Origin of the sequence: Pseudoalteromonas sp. Bsw20308 (assembly GCF_000310105.2) — a bacterium.
GTDB lineage: Bacteria > Pseudomonadota > Gammaproteobacteria > Enterobacterales > Alteromonadaceae > Pseudoalteromonas > Pseudoalteromonas fuliginea.
Genome location: NZ_CP013138.1, coordinates 3,601,827 through 3,615,563 on the forward strand (window position 1 = coordinate 3,601,827; position 13,737 = coordinate 3,615,563).

Annotated in this window: 13 protein-coding genes; 5 read left to right on the top strand and 8 right to left on the bottom strand. The window is 37.8% G+C overall.

What is annotated here, in order from left to right; genetic code table 11:
• Window positions 1–95: 95 nt before the first annotated feature.
• The gene (gene uvrA, locus D172_RS15800; protein WP_007378611.1) at window positions 96–2,915 is read left to right on the top strand and encodes an excinuclease ABC subunit UvrA; all 2,820 of its coding nucleotides are present in this window, start codon (window positions 96–98) and stop codon (window positions 2,913–2,915) included.
• Between the two features lie 81 nt (window positions 2,916–2,996).
• On the opposite strand, the gene D172_RS15805 is transcribed toward uvrA, so the two are convergent.
• Window positions 2,997–5,141, bottom strand: a complete 2,145-nt coding sequence (locus D172_RS15805) for a transcriptional regulator (protein WP_007378671.1) — start codon at window positions 5,139–5,141, stop codon at window positions 2,997–2,999.
• Window positions 5,142–5,422: 281 nt separating this feature from the next.
• Between D172_RS15805 and D172_RS15810 the strand changes: the two genes are divergently transcribed.
• Complete coding sequence (locus tag D172_RS15810) at window positions 5,423–5,788, top strand: hypothetical protein (RefSeq protein WP_007378670.1); 366 nt, start codon at window positions 5,423–5,425, stop codon at window positions 5,786–5,788.
• 36 nt (window positions 5,789–5,824) lie between these two features.
• Entirely contained in the window at window positions 5,825–6,745 is a 921-nt protein-coding gene (locus D172_RS15815; RefSeq protein ID WP_007378669.1) for a TraB/GumN family protein, read from the top strand.
• 115 nt (window positions 6,746–6,860) lie between these two features.
• On the opposite strand, the gene trpS is transcribed toward D172_RS15815, so the two are convergent.
• From trpS to rpe, 3 genes are read right to left on the bottom strand one after another with little or no spacing between them, the layout of a single operon-like run.
• Window positions 6,861–7,865, bottom strand: coding sequence for a tryptophan--tRNA ligase (gene trpS / locus D172_RS15820; RefSeq protein ID WP_007378668.1), 1,005 nt, complete (start codon window positions 7,863–7,865; stop codon window positions 6,861–6,863).
• Window positions 7,866–7,897: 32 nt separating this feature from the next.
• Window positions 7,898–8,563 (bottom strand): phosphoglycolate phosphatase, encoded by a 666-nt coding sequence (locus D172_RS15825; protein WP_007378667.1) that lies wholly within the window; start codon window positions 8,561–8,563, stop codon window positions 7,898–7,900.
• Window positions 8,563–9,246 carry a ribulose-phosphate 3-epimerase gene (gene rpe / locus D172_RS15830; RefSeq protein ID WP_007378666.1) on the bottom strand — a complete coding sequence of 228 codons (684 nt, stop codon included), beginning with the start codon at window positions 9,244–9,246 and terminating at the stop codon, window positions 8,563–8,565. The genes D172_RS15825 and rpe overlap by 1 nt, the downstream gene beginning before the upstream one ends.
• A gap of 216 nt (window positions 9,247–9,462) precedes the next feature.
• Here rpe and D172_RS15835 point away from each other — a divergent pair, with 216 nt between their 5' ends.
• Both D172_RS15835 and D172_RS21345 read left to right on the top strand, forming a co-directional pair.
• Window positions 9,463–9,762, top strand: coding sequence for a hypothetical protein (locus D172_RS15835; RefSeq protein ID WP_007378665.1), 300 nt, complete (start codon window positions 9,463–9,465; stop codon window positions 9,760–9,762).
• Between the two features lie 4 nt (window positions 9,763–9,766).
• Window positions 9,767–9,952, top strand: coding sequence for a DUF2970 domain-containing protein (locus tag D172_RS21345; RefSeq protein ID WP_081824543.1), 186 nt, complete (start codon window positions 9,767–9,769; stop codon window positions 9,950–9,952).
• On the opposite strand, the gene D172_RS15840 is transcribed toward D172_RS21345, so the two are convergent.
• From D172_RS15840 to aroK, 4 genes are read right to left on the bottom strand one after another with little or no spacing between them, the layout of a single operon-like run.
• A complete protein-coding gene (locus D172_RS15840; RefSeq protein ID WP_007378664.1) occupies window positions 9,897–10,766 on the bottom strand; it encodes a Dam family site-specific DNA-(adenine-N6)-methyltransferase in 870 nt (289 codons plus the stop codon). The genes D172_RS21345 and D172_RS15840 overlap by 56 nt on opposite strands.
• Window positions 10,767–10,819: 53 nt before the next feature.
• Complete coding sequence (locus D172_RS15845) at window positions 10,820–12,118, bottom strand: AAA family ATPase (protein ID WP_007378663.1); 1,299 nt, start codon at window positions 12,116–12,118, stop codon at window positions 10,820–10,822.
• On the bottom strand, window positions 12,119–13,189 hold the full coding sequence (gene aroB / locus D172_RS15850) for a 3-dehydroquinate synthase (RefSeq protein WP_033028836.1): 1,071 nt from the start codon (window positions 13,187–13,189) through the stop codon (window positions 12,119–12,121).
• 26 nt (window positions 13,190–13,215) lie between these two features.
• Window positions 13,216–13,734, bottom strand: coding sequence for a shikimate kinase AroK (gene aroK / locus D172_RS15855; RefSeq protein WP_006793103.1), 519 nt, complete (start codon window positions 13,732–13,734; stop codon window positions 13,216–13,218).
• Window positions 13,735–13,737: the final 3 nt, after the last annotated feature.

Sequence of the window (13,737 nt, forward strand, 5' to 3'; positions counted from 1 at the left end):
TCGCCTATAAGTAAGGATTTTTCATTGATCAAGGATTAATATTGCTTCGTATTATGCGATACTGAGTAAATAATTTTGGTAATAAACGAGATAGCATGGAAAACATTGAAGTCCGAGGCGCCCGCACGCACAATTTAAAAGACATCAGCCTAACCATCCCACGTGATAAACTAATAGTTATTACTGGCCTATCTGGTTCGGGGAAGTCATCACTTGCATTTGATACACTTTATGCAGAAGGGCAGCGCCGGTATGTTGAATCACTCTCTGCGTATGCAAGACAATTTTTATCGCTTATGGAAAAGCCTGATGTAGATCACATTGAAGGCCTCTCTCCTGCCATTTCTATTGAGCAAAAGTCAACGTCTCATAACCCGCGTTCAACCGTAGGTACTATTACCGAAATTTACGATTACTTACGACTCATGTTTGCCCGCGTTGGCGAACCACGATGTCCTACACATGATTTACCACTTGCTGCGCAAACAGTGAGCCAAATGGTAGATACTGTTTTAGCTCTACCTGAGGGCAGTAAATTAATGCTGCTTGCGCCAATAGTAAAAGAGCGTAAAGGTGAGCATGTTAAGTTATTAGAACAGCTATCTAGCCAAGGTTATATTCGCGCCCGTATAGACGGTGAAGTATGTGACTTGTCTGATCCTCCAACACTTGAGCTTCATAAAAAACATACAATAGAAGTTGTTGTAGACAGATTTAAAGTAAAAGATGGCTTACAACAACGCTTAGCAGAATCGTTCGAAACTGCACTTGAAATGTCTAATGGCGTTGCACATGTAGCATATATGGATGATAGCAGCGCTGAAGAGATTCTATTTTCAGCAAATTTTGCCTGCCCTACTTGTGGCTATGCAATGACTGAACTTGAGCCGCGTTTGTTTTCGTTTAATAACCCAGCTGGTGCGTGTCAAACCTGTGATGGTTTAGGTATACGTCAATATTTTGATCCTAATCGCGTAGTGCATAACCCGGAATTAAGCCTTGCTGGCGGTGCAATTAAAGGATGGGATAAACGCAGCTTTTATTACTATCAAATGCTGCAAGCGGTTGCGGATCATTACAATTTTGATTTAGACGTGCCTTATCAAGATTTAGACAGCGACTCGAAAAAAATTATTTTAGACGGCTCTGGTAGCACTAAAATTGCGTTTAATTACCGTAACGACCGTGGCGATTTAATTACGCGTAACCATGAGTTTGAAGGCGTTTTAAATAACATGAATCGCCGCTACCGCGAGACCGAGTCAAACTCTGTACGCGAAGAACTTGCTAAATACCAAACAAGCCAAGCGTGTCCTAGCTGTCATGGCTCGCGCTTACGCGAAGAGTCTCGAAATGTATTTATTGGACAAACCAACTTACCTGCAATCACATGCATGAGTATTGGTGAAGCCATGGAATTTTTTGAAAGTTTAGAGTTAACCGGACAAAAAGGCCAAATAGCTGAAAAAATATTAAAAGAAATTCGCGACCGTTTATCGTTTTTAATTAACGTTGGCCTAAATTACTTATCACTTGAGCGCAGCGCCGATACATTATCAGGTGGTGAGGCTCAACGTATCCGCTTAGCCAGTCAAATTGGTGCCGGTCTTGTAGGTGTAATGTACGTACTAGATGAGCCATCAATTGGGCTACATCAACGCGATAACGACCGCTTACTACAAACACTGGTCCATTTACGCGACTTAGGTAACACCGTTATTGTGGTAGAGCACGATGAAGATGCTATTCGAGCCGCTGATCATATTATTGATATTGGTCCAGGTGCGGGTGTTCATGGTGGGCATATTATTGCACAAGGTACACGCGATGATATTTTAGCAAGCAAAGAGTCTGTTACGGGCCAATTTTTATCAGGCGTACGTAAAATAGAAATACCAAAAGAACGTCACCCAACGAACGACAAATGGCTAGAACTATTTGGCGCAACGGGTAATAACCTTAAAAATGTGGATTTAAAAATCCCATTTGGTTTAATGACCTGTGTGACAGGTGTATCGGGCTCGGGGAAATCAACGCTAATAAACGACACTTTATTTAAACTTGCTCATACAGAGCTAAATGGCGCAACCACTGCCGAAGCGGCACCGTATAAATCAATTAGCGGTTTAGATCATTTTGATAAAGTGATTGATATTGATCAAAGTCCGATTGGTCGTACTCCGCGTTCAAATCCGGCAACCTACACAGGTATATTTACCGGCATTCGTGAGTTATTTGCAGGCACACAAGAAGCGCGTTCACGTGGCTACAAAGTAGGTCGCTTTAGCTTTAACGTTAAAGGCGGACGCTGTGAAGCGTGCCAAGGTGATGGCTTAATTAAAGTTGAAATGCACTTTTTACCTGATGTGTATGTACCGTGTGATGTGTGTAAGAGCAAACGCTATAACCGTGAAACGCTCGAAGTACAATACAAAGGTAAAAACATACACCAAGTACTTGAGATGACTGTTGAAGACGCTCATGATTACTTTGATAAAATACCGGCTATTGCCCGTAAGCTTAAAACCCTAATGGACGTTGGTTTATCGTATGTCCGCTTAGGTCAAGCCGCTACCACTCTTTCAGGTGGTGAGGCGCAACGTGTAAAACTAGCACGCGAGCTATCAAAGCGTGATACAGGTAAAACACTCTACATATTAGATGAGCCAACAACAGGCTTACACTTTGCTGATATTGAGCAGCTGCTTGTTGTACTTCATCGTCTGCGCGACCACGGAAATACAATTGTTGTTATTGAGCACAACCTCGATGTTATTAAAACAGCAGATTGGGTTATCGATTTAGGACCTGAAGGCGGAGCTGGCGGCGGTGAAATACTCATTGCAGGCACGCCTGAAGAAGTAGCCGAATGTGAGCGTTCACATACTGGGCATTACTTAAAGCCATTGCTTTAATACCAATAAAAAACACCAAGTAGTTTAACTACTTGGTGTTTTTTATATTTAGCTCCCGACTGTTAGTCCTTGATAAACTTTTTATTCATCCCAACTAATTTGTATAATTTGCATATCTTTGTATTTAGCACCCGTGAATAAAATTTCGTTATCTGAACTCACTTCAAAACCAATAGGTCGAAAGTCCACGTGTATATCTTGTATAGTTTGATCGTGTAAATTTAGTCTAGCGACTCTAGAAATAGAATCTGAATAATAGAAATAGTCTTTGCTAACTCCATATGCAACTGACTTTTTGGCGTTTTTAGGTAATTCCCAGCTTTGCCTATCTGAAAGGCGAATTAACTGATTATCATTGGTTACGTACCCGTTACCTTTACTATCTGAAATGAGTTTATTAGCTTTTATACCTTCAATTACACGTGTATCACGTGTTACTAAATTAAATTCTGCCAATATATTTTTTGAACCAAGTCGCTTAACATAAATAATGCTGTCGTTATTTTTTGACCAAATATAGCTTACTATTTTATGCTTATTAAATTCTTCAAATGGATAAAATTTTTGAGCGTTTACGTCATAAAGTGAAAAGCCTTTATTTTTCATGAATATCATGCGTTGCTTATTAGGAGAGGATCTAAGTCCTCCTAATACAAAAGTTGATGAGCCATCATCGTAATTAAAAAAGCTAAGTTGCTTTGTAAGACCATTTTGAGAGAGCCACAATTGACTGCTGCCAGAACGCTCTGATACAAAAACATGTGCTGTCCCTTCCTTATTAATTATTTCAGCAATGTTGTACTCGTCTTTATCACTTTTATAAAGTGCTTCATACTCAGGATTATCACCAAAAGGGTCTGTAGCTTTAATCAGCGAGTATGCCTGTGTCATATTTTCCGAGTAAAATAGGCTGTTATCAGAGTGAACTGCAATATAATAAGGTGAAATTGCTGGGGTAACCGTTAGTGTGCGTTTAATAATATTATTTTCATCAAACACAATGGTTGAAAGCTCAGAGTCTTCAAAAACAATCACGCCTTTATCGTCTGCAAGCCAGTCAAACGCGAAGCTAATTATGCTTTTCTTTGCTTTAAATAACCGCTTGGTTTCATGAGTCTCAAAGTTGTAGCTAAATACAGAAAAAGGCTTACCCTTTTGACTAAGTACATATGCTATTTTACTACCAGAATGAGATAAACGAGGCATGATTACGCCATACATGACGCCTGGTGGTGGGATCACTATGAATTCTTTTTTAAGTTCTAAATCATATTTATATAAACCTGAACCCTCATGCTCATTTTTATATTCGGTGTAATAAATATGCTCACCACTTTCGTCTACTTGCGCATAACCTGTGTATCTAAGGTCGCACTTTTTAATTAAAGTAGCCTCTCCTATAACAGGAAACTGGCTTAAATCAACCAGTACCATTTCACACTTTTGCTGCTTTAAGTTGGTCGCTTGTAACAACACAGAGTGCTGATTTAACTGCCACGATAAAATAGATACTTGAAAGCCAGGATAGGTAATTTCAACTTCCCTTTGATCAGATAGTCGCTTTACAAATGCATGCATTATGTCATTTTCAGGTTCAACATTTGTATAAGCTAAATATTGTTTATCTGAGGACATCTCAGGGTGAACCTCACTGCCTATATTCCACGTGCTTGCTACCTTATTAACCGTGATCTGTTTAATCTTTTCGCTAGAAGGTGCATTAATAAAAAACAACCCAAACCATACTAAAGAGCACAGGCAAATAATGACGAGTAAAGAATAAATCAAAAACTTTTTACTATTCTTTTTTTGAACTGGTTGAGAAGTAGTTGCAGTAGCTATCTCTTCATTTTTGGCAGAAATACCCGGTGAGTCAGGCAAAATGTTTGCAGACTCTTTGGAGACGTTTGCTTGCGTTAAACGCTCAGCTATTACTGTTAGGCTATATCCTTTACGGTAATGCGTTTTTAAAAGCGGCGCTTTTTCAATTGGGTGGGCAAGCTGCTTTCTTAACTCTGAGATTGCACGGTTAATCGCATTATCATCAACAAAGCTCTGTTGCCATACACTCTCAATAAGCTCTTGGCGGGAAACGATTTGTTGAGGCTTGTCTATAAAGTGGAGTAATAACTTTACTAAAAGTGGATCTAACTCTCTTTCTAAATGGTTTGAAGTAATCACACAGCGATTACTAATAAATTGCCAAGGTCCGATTTGATAATTCATAGTCTTTACGTATTTTTATTTTTATAAACCGTATCACATCTACACTTTATTTTATAGAAAAAGCATTTTAAACCTTATATTAGCATTATAAGGTTTAAATCTAACATACTAAATTTAAACAATTATTTAGTTTTAAAACCTTATCTATTAATTGCTCACAACTAGATAAGCGACTCTCAATAAATTCAGCGATATTCTTTAAACCGTCATCAACAAGCAGCTTAGTAAAAAATCATTTGTGATTCTAAATTGGCTGCAATTAAAAATATAAAGGTTTAATTATGAATAGCACAATGAAAAAAGTACTACCGGCTTTACTACTAGCAACTGCTTTTAATACAACTTCAGTTATTGCAGCTGACGCTAAACAACACACCGATCAAAGTAATTTTGAGCAATACATGATTGGTAAAAGTATAGAGGCGATTAACCCTGTTAATCAAAAGCTGCAAAAAGCAAACAAAATAGACGCTTCTGAGTCTTTAAAAAGTAATATTGATACGCAAACGTTACTTTCTTTAATGGATGAAAAAATATCAGCTGAGCTTGACTCTTCAATGAGCAAAATAAACACGCAAATTGATAAAAGCCTTTCAAAGGTAACATCGTCAATCACTGCATATTTCAGTAATGTGTTATCGAACTAAAAACAATAAAATTAAAAGTTATATTAAGGAATTATCATGAAAAAATTCACAAAAAAATTAGTATCTGCCAGCGTATTACTTAGTTGTAGCTTTTTAGCAAATACAGCACAGGCTCAAAGCTCTGTATGGCAAGTAAGTAATGGCAATGACTCACTATTTATTGGCGGTACAGTTCACATACTACCTAAAGCTGAAATGCCACTGCCCGCTGAGTTTAACCATGCTTATGAACAAGCAGATACAATTATTTTAGAAGCACCGTTACCTGACCCAGCCGACACCAATGCACAAATGCAAATGTTAGGCGCGCTATCGTATAAAAATAACGAAACGTTAAGTCAAAAGCTAGAACCCCAGATTAAAGCTTCACTTGAAAATAAGCTTAGCGAGTTTGGCGCTAACCTAGCTAAGTTAGATGGTTATCGCCCTGCTATGGTTAGTATTGTTTTAATGTCGATGGAGCTTCAAAAACAAAATATAATGGGTGAAGGGGTTGATGCTTACTTTACTAAAAAAGCGACTGAAGATAACAAAACAAAAAATTACTTAGAAACAATGGAATTTCAGTTAGAGCTTTTTAAAGCAATGGGTCAAGGCAACGAAAACGATTTCATTAAACGTAACTTAGCCGAGCTTCACAACTATAGCGATATGTTTAAAGGGCTTTTAGCTGCATGGCGCAAAGGTGATACAGACACCCTAAATAAAGTGGCACTTGAAGATATGCAGAAAAATGATCCGAATAGCTATAAACAAATCATTACAGATAGAAATAATGATTGGTTACCAAAAGTAGAAGCCATGTTTAACAACGACAAAAATGAGTTTGTACTTGTTGGAGTTGCCCATCTTGCAGGACAAGATAGTTTACTTACCTTACTTGAAAACAAGGGCTATAAAGTTTCTCTAGTTGATATTGATAGCACGGCAGATATAACAGTAAGAGGGGCTGAATAATGGATAAAACAGACAAACTAGCTATATCGCTACTGTTTCTATTTGGGTCTATCATGTTGATATGTGCTATATAAAAAATGCCGCTAACGAGCGGCATTTTTTTATTTTAATAAACTTACCCGCGAGGTATAAAACCAAGTGCATCGTAAACTGATTTAAGTGTTTTCTCAGCACGTACACTTGCTTTTTCAGCACCTGATTTCATTATGCTATCAAGTAGGTTTTGATCATCTCTGATTTCTTTAAAGCGTGCTTGAATTGGCTCAATCATGTTGACAATTGCATCGGCAGTGTCTTTTTTCAGGTGGCCATACATTTTATCTTCATACTCAGGCACTAGGTCTTCAATTGAACGTTTAGTTGCAACACTCAATAAAGTAAGCAAGTTTGATACGCCAGGCTTTTCTGTGCGATCAAAATAAATACGTGCTTGTTCATCTGAATCAGTTACTGCTTTTTTAAGCTTTTTCACAATTTGTTTAGGCTCATCTAATAACATGATGTAACCATTTGGGTTTTCGTCAGACTTAGACATCTTTTTAAGTGGATCTTGCAAGCTCATTACGCGTGCACCAAACTGTGGAATGTACGGTTCTGGTAATTTAAATACGTCGCCATATAAATTATTAAAGCGTGTGGCTATATCGCGAGTCAGCTCTAAATGCTGCTTTTGGTCATCCCCTACTGGTACTTGATCAGCTTGGTATAATAAAATATCCGCAGCCTGTAATACCGGATATGAAAATAAGCCCACGTTTACGTTATTTGCATGCTTAGATGACTTGTCTTTAAACTGAGTCATTCGATTAAGCTCACCCATTTGCGCGTAACAATTTAATACCCATGCTAACTGTGCGTGCTCAGGTACTTGTGATTGTACAAATAACGCAGATTTTTCAGGATCAATGCCACATGCCGCGTAAAGAGCAATACCGTCTAACACTCGAGAGCGCAGTAATTCAGGCTCTTGGCGAACCGTAATAGCGTGTAAGTCTACTAACATAAAGAAACTTTCGTGGTCTTCCTGTAACTTTAGCCACTGGTTAATAGCGCCAACATAGTTGCCTATTGTCATACCACCGGTTGGCTGAATGCCGCTTAAAACTACTGGTTTACTCATGATTTTCCTTTATTTTGCTTAATGAATAATATTTAACGCTGCGTTAGAACAGGTATTATATCTAAGAAGTTATCGCATAGGTACTGTGGATTGTAATCCTTAAGATTTTCACCTTGGTTATAGCCATAACTAAGTGCAATTACGTCTATATTAGCGGCTTTAGCTGCAAGTATATCGCTTTTAGAATCACCTATCATTATTGCTTTATTAGGCTCCGCATTTAGTTTTTTGCAGGCAAATAGCAATGGTTCTGGCGACGGTTTTTTTGCCATGTCGTCACCGCATACAATCACATCAAAATGACTCGTTAGTGCCAGTTTATCGAGTAGTTTCTCTGTAAAAATTCGAGACTTATTAGTGATTAGTGCTTTTGGCATACCACGAAGTGCTGCAAGCCCAGTTTCCACGTGTTGGTACAGCACACTATACTCACCAACTTGTTGTTCATAGTGCTTATAAAACCGTGATATTGCTTTATCACTAAGTGACTCGTCTAAATGTTCACTCACTTGCATATCGCCACTCAAAGCGCGTTTAACAAGGACTTCGACACCATTACCAACCCAGCTTTCAACTAAGCGTTGGCTAACGATAGGAAAAGCGAGGTCACTCAAGGTTAGGTTAATAGCAATATACAAGTCGTAAACGCTATCAACCAAAGTACCATCTAAATCAAATAAGGCGACGTCGTACTTCATTATTTTACACTTCCAAGCTGCTCACGCATTTGATCAATCACCACTTTGTAATCAGGTTGGTTGAAAATAGCGGAGCCTGCCACAAACATATCTGCACCCGCTCGAGCCGCTGCTGCAATATTATCGACTTTAATACCGCCATCTACCTCTAAGCGAATATCACGACCCGATGCAACTATACGTTGCTTAGCTTGTCGTAGCTTTTCAAGCGTATGAGGGATAAAACTTTGTCCGCCAAACCCAGGGTTTACCGACATTAGTAAAATGGTATCTAGCTTATCAATAACATGATCTAAGTAACTTAGACTCGTTGCAGGGTTAAACACTAAGCCTGCTTTACAGCCATGATCTTTAATTAACTGTATTGTACGATCAACGTGTTCACTGGCTTCTGGATGAAAAGTAATAATTGATGCGCCAGCCTCTGCAAACAGTGGAATAAGACTATCTACAGGTTTTACCATTAAATGTACGTCGATAGGTGCTGTTATACCGTAATCTCTGAGTGCTTTACACACCATTGGGCCAATTGTGAGATTAGGTACATAGTGATTATCCATCACATCAAAATGAACCACGTCAGCACCCGCATCGAGTACTTTATCAACATCTTCGCCTAGTTTTGCAAAATCAGCAGACAAAATAGAAGGGGCAATTAAATATTTTTGCTCTGGGTTAAACATGATTAACTCCATCAATAAATAGTATATTTCGTTAATGTAACTTAATTAATGAAGTTACCCAAGAACGGATAAAAGATAATGATGGATCCCTAAAATTAAAAAGAATAGTTAAGTTATTATTTTTAATAATTATTCACTATTATCTTAAATATTTAAGTTTGTTATTTAACCAATCTTTGGTATGATTAAAAAAGTAACAAATAATTAGGCCTACATATGCGAGCTTTTAAAACAGGGATATTAATTGCATCGGCATTATTGTTTATTGGGGCGTTTAGTTTCTCTCCAAATTCTGAGCCAGAAATTAGCTCAGTAAATAATTGCCATTATCAAAATCTATCTGTGGTTTCTAAAAATACTGCAGAAGTGTGTATTAAGATAGAAGAGGATTCATCTTGGGTTTCGTGGATTACTGGTGATAGTAGAAGTGCGCAGTTTCATTATTTAGATTTATTAGAACTACTTACCAGCTCAGATGATTCGAAAAAAGCGCCATCTTTAAATCCTCTATTTTAATATAATGCTGCAATTTTTTAGCGCGTTACAAAGTGTGCTAGCAGCATTTTTTGGCGTTCAATCAGAAAGCAAACGCAATTCAGACTTCAAAAAACACTCTCCATATTCAATAATTATAATTGCGATTGTGCTTTTTATAGTTTTTGTATTTTCGATTTACGCGATTGTTGCTTTAGTGGTAAATACATAGCCATTAACTCATCTACTTTATTACGAGAACCGCCTTTAGGGCTAATAGTCCGCTTTACTTGAATTTGATCCAATGATGCCTGGCTATAAATCTTTCGTGTCCATACTGTATCGTGGTTAGATATAAGTACTGGTGTATTATTTTCAAATGCTGCCCGCTCTGCCAAATTAGCTAAGTTAGCCTGATCATCTAAATTAAAGCCACCCTTTGCATAAGAGGTGAATGATGCAGTTTTACTTAAGGGTACATATGGCGGGTCGCAATAGATAACTGCATTCTCGGGTACCAATTTAAATACATCATCGTAATCTAAACAGGTGAAAGTTGCTTGCTGAGCTTTCGCGGCAAAAAAATACATTTCTTTTTCAGGAAAATAAGGCTTTTTATATTTACCGAAAGGCACATTAAAAATACCTTTTAAGTTGTATCTACACAACCCGTTATAACCATAACGGTTCATGTACAAAAATAACATTGATCGCTCATATACATCGCGGCTTTGATTAAACTGTACACGATACTCATAGTAAGCGTCAGGATGGTTATTCAAATCAACAAATAGCTTTTTTGCATCACTAATAAACTCATCTGGTGAATTTCTTAGTTCTTTGTATAAGTTTATTAAATCTGCATTTATATCATTAAGAATATAATGTTTAAAATTACTATTTAAAAACACCGATCCAGCACCAACAAAAGGTTCAACCAAAGTGTCTGCATGCTTGCTTGCTTGGTTTAGTCGCGCGTTAATATCATCAACGAGGCTGTATTTTCCGCCAGCCCATTTAAGGAAGGCTCTACTCTTTTGCTGCATTGGCTCTTTACTTCAATCTGGTGTTACGCGATTTTACACTAAAGCGATTTGATTTACTGATCAACTAGTGCTATTTCTTGTTTTATTTTGCTAATTTTTTTATAAAAAGGTTTATTTTTTAAAATGTCAGAAGGCAATGTTTTCATTGCCAATTTTGCATCCTCTAAACTCGCAAAATTACCAAACGTAACTACCCACCAAATTTTGTTGTTTCTTTTAGTTTGATAAGTATAGGCCTCACCTTCCAGTTCATATTTAGACATAAACTCAATACTAATTTGCTGCTGTGTTACGGCTAATAACTGAATTACAATGTGGTGAGTAGGCTGTTGTAAGTACCAATTTTTTTCAACATCTGATTGTTCATTCTTCACTTGCGGTTTAGGTGGCTCTTCAGCTATTTTTATATTTGTAGCTAACCGTTCCGTTTCTACGCTCGCTTTTTTTAAGCTTTGCATAATTGCGGGCACATCATTCTGGTGCTCTTTAAGCTTCGTCTCGTTTATTACATCTGGAAGTATTTGGGGGGTAGGCGCTTCATTAGGAGGCATGAGTCGATTACTTACTTCGCTCAATGGAATGGCTAACGTTAGCAACTCAGGTTGCTCCTGCTGATGATATTGCTGCCACCATTGCGTCATATTTGATTTATACAATAAACCTATAATTAAGAACATTATTATCAACAGTAAAGTTAATAAGTGTAATCGCCACGATACTTTATCTTTGACTGTAAAATCTGCCACATGTTCAGTGGGTTGCCATGCCAACAATAAGCTAGGATTCCCTCGAGCTTCAGACAAAAAAGTCTGGAAAACAGGATCCTCGTCATAAGGAAGAGCAGTGAAGTACCAACTCATAAGCTGCTTACTTTCTCGTAGACTTAAAGGCTCTAAATAAATTTCAACAACATCATTAAAAAACAGTTTTGATTGTGAAGCGACCATAATATACAAGGTACTTGGACTCATTTTAGCCAATGACTCAAGCTCAATGAGTATTTCTTCTGAGAGATGTCTACCACCGTCAAGCACCCACAAACAAGGCCCACATGTTTGCTGTTGAAGCAATTGATAATAGTTTTCAGATAAGCTTAAGTTATGATCCACCAAAGGAGCATTAAAGCTTTGTTCTAATAACTGACTCATAAGCTGAGTATCAGTCATTTTTCCTGTTACTTGTACAAAAGCTTTATTGAAGTCATTATATTTATCGGTAATGAAGGTTTCGAGCATATAACTTTTACCTAGCCCTGATGTGCCAAGTAAAACGATAAGGTTTTGCCCGTATTCAAATTGCAATGCGATTCTATCCACCAAAGCCGCACGGCTTGGTAAAATTTGTGACTGCATTTATTGCTCGATTAAGGCTCGAACTTGGTCGTCAGATACATCATCAACTAATGCGCATTGACCAAATTGGGTTGGTAAAATAAACCGAATTGTACCTTTTTTATTCTTTTTGTCTTTACGCATATGCGTTAAAAACTGCTCGCTTGTCATTTCTGTAGGTATTTTAGTTGGTAAGTTATATTGCGTAATAACATCAATAATACGTGCCACTTCATCAGCACTCAAGTCTTTGCGTGTATGAGCAAGTTGTGCGGCAAGCACCATTCCTGTTGCAACAGCTTCACCATGTAGCCAAATACCGTAACCCATTTGCGCTTCAATCGCATGGGCAAATGTATGACCCAGATTCAAAAGTGCCCTAAGGCCTTGCTCTTTTTCATCTTGAGCAACAATTAAAGCTTTAATTTCACAACATCTAAAAATAATATGCTGTAAACACGCTTCATTTAATTGCTGTAAGTCTTTTACGTTTTTTTCTAAATAACTAAATAATTCAGTATCATAAATCAATCCATATTTTATAACCTCAGCCATACCGGCTGCAAACTCTCTTGCTGGTAGCGTATGCAAAGATTTGGTATCAATAAAAACCGCTTGTGGCTGATAAAATGCCCCAATCATATTTTTACCTAAAGGATGATTTACAGCTGTTTTACCACCAACTGATGAGTCTACTTGCGATAACAATGTGGTTGGTATTTGAATAAATGGCACACCGCGTTGGTAACATGCAGCTACAAACCCAGTTAAGTCACCTATAACACCACCACCTAATGCAATTAAGCACGTATCACGACCGCAGTTATTTTGGAGTAAAAAAGCAGATATTTTTTCAAACCATTCTAGTGATTTGTATTGCTCACCGTCAGGTATGACAAAAGAGAGTGGTTTTAGCTCAGCTAACGAATCAAGTAGCCCTTGTAGATATAAAGGTGCAACTGTGTCATTAGTAATGATGATAGGCCGACAATCACCAATGTAGTGAATTAGGCGGCCATTATCTTGAAGTGCAGATTGACCAATATATATAGGATAACTTCGCTCGTCCAAATTAACAGTTAATTCAAGCATGCTCAGTCTTCCTTTATTATTGGTTTTTAAAAATCTAATTTCTCGATGATTTGGTTAGCAACAACTTTAGCGCTTTGCTCATCAGTGCGTACAACAAAATCAGCCACTTCTTTATATAACGGTTCGCGTTCTTCTGCTAAGCGCTCTAGTACATCACGAGGTGCTTCTTCAGTTTGCAGCAATGGGCGACGCTTGTCGCGTTGTGTGCGTGCAACTTGCTTTTCTATAGGTGTCTCTAGGTATACTACTATACCGCGAGCAGAAAGCTTGTTTCGAACTTCTTTACTCATTACTGAACCACCACCAGTTGCAAGTACAATACCTTGCATCTCAGTTAAGTCGCCAATAACAGATTCTTCACGAAGTCTAAAGCCTTCTTCACCTTCAAGATCAAACACCCAGGCAATATCTGCACCGGTACGGCGTTCGATTTCTTGATCAGAATCAACAAATTCAAGGTGTAATTGATCGGCAATGTGACGACCAATTGTGCTTTTTCCAGCCCCCATGGGGCCAATTAGAAATATATTACGTTTCTCAGCCATATC

Excerpts from the sequence above, each read along its gene's own strand:
- uvrA (WP_007378611.1), top strand. The coding sequence starts at position 96 with ATGGAAAACATTGAAGTCCGAGGCGCCCGCACGCACAATTTAAAAGAC.
- D172_RS15805 (WP_007378671.1), bottom strand. The coding sequence starts at position 5,141 with ATGAATTATCAAATCGGACCTTGGCAATTTATTAGTAATCGCTGTGTG.
- D172_RS15810 (WP_007378670.1), top strand. The coding sequence starts at position 5,423 with ATGAATAGCACAATGAAAAAAGTACTACCGGCTTTACTACTAGCAACT.
- D172_RS15815 (WP_007378669.1), top strand. The coding sequence starts at position 5,825 with ATGAAAAAATTCACAAAAAAATTAGTATCTGCCAGCGTATTACTTAGT.
- trpS (WP_007378668.1), bottom strand. The coding sequence starts at position 7,865 with ATGAGTAAACCAGTAGTTTTAAGCGGCATTCAGCCAACCGGTGGTATG.
- D172_RS15825 (WP_007378667.1), bottom strand. The coding sequence starts at position 8,563 with ATGAAGTACGACGTCGCCTTATTTGATTTAGATGGTACTTTGGTTGAT.
- rpe (WP_007378666.1), bottom strand. The coding sequence starts at position 9,246 with ATGTTTAACCCAGAGCAAAAATATTTAATTGCCCCTTCTATTTTGTCT.
- D172_RS15835 (WP_007378665.1), top strand. The coding sequence starts at position 9,463 with ATGCGAGCTTTTAAAACAGGGATATTAATTGCATCGGCATTATTGTTT.
- D172_RS21345 (WP_081824543.1), top strand. The coding sequence starts at position 9,767 with ATGCTGCAATTTTTTAGCGCGTTACAAAGTGTGCTAGCAGCATTTTTT.
- D172_RS15840 (WP_007378664.1), bottom strand. The coding sequence starts at position 10,766 with ATGCAGCAAAAGAGTAGAGCCTTCCTTAAATGGGCTGGCGGAAAATAC.
- D172_RS15845 (WP_007378663.1), bottom strand. The coding sequence starts at position 12,118 with ATGCAGTCACAAATTTTACCAAGCCGTGCGGCTTTGGTGGATAGAATC.
- aroB (WP_033028836.1), bottom strand. The coding sequence starts at position 13,189 with ATGCTTGAATTAACTGTTAATTTGGACGAGCGAAGTTATCCTATATAT.
- aroK (WP_006793103.1), bottom strand. The coding sequence starts at position 13,734 with ATGGCTGAGAAACGTAATATATTTCTAATTGGCCCCATGGGGGCTGGA.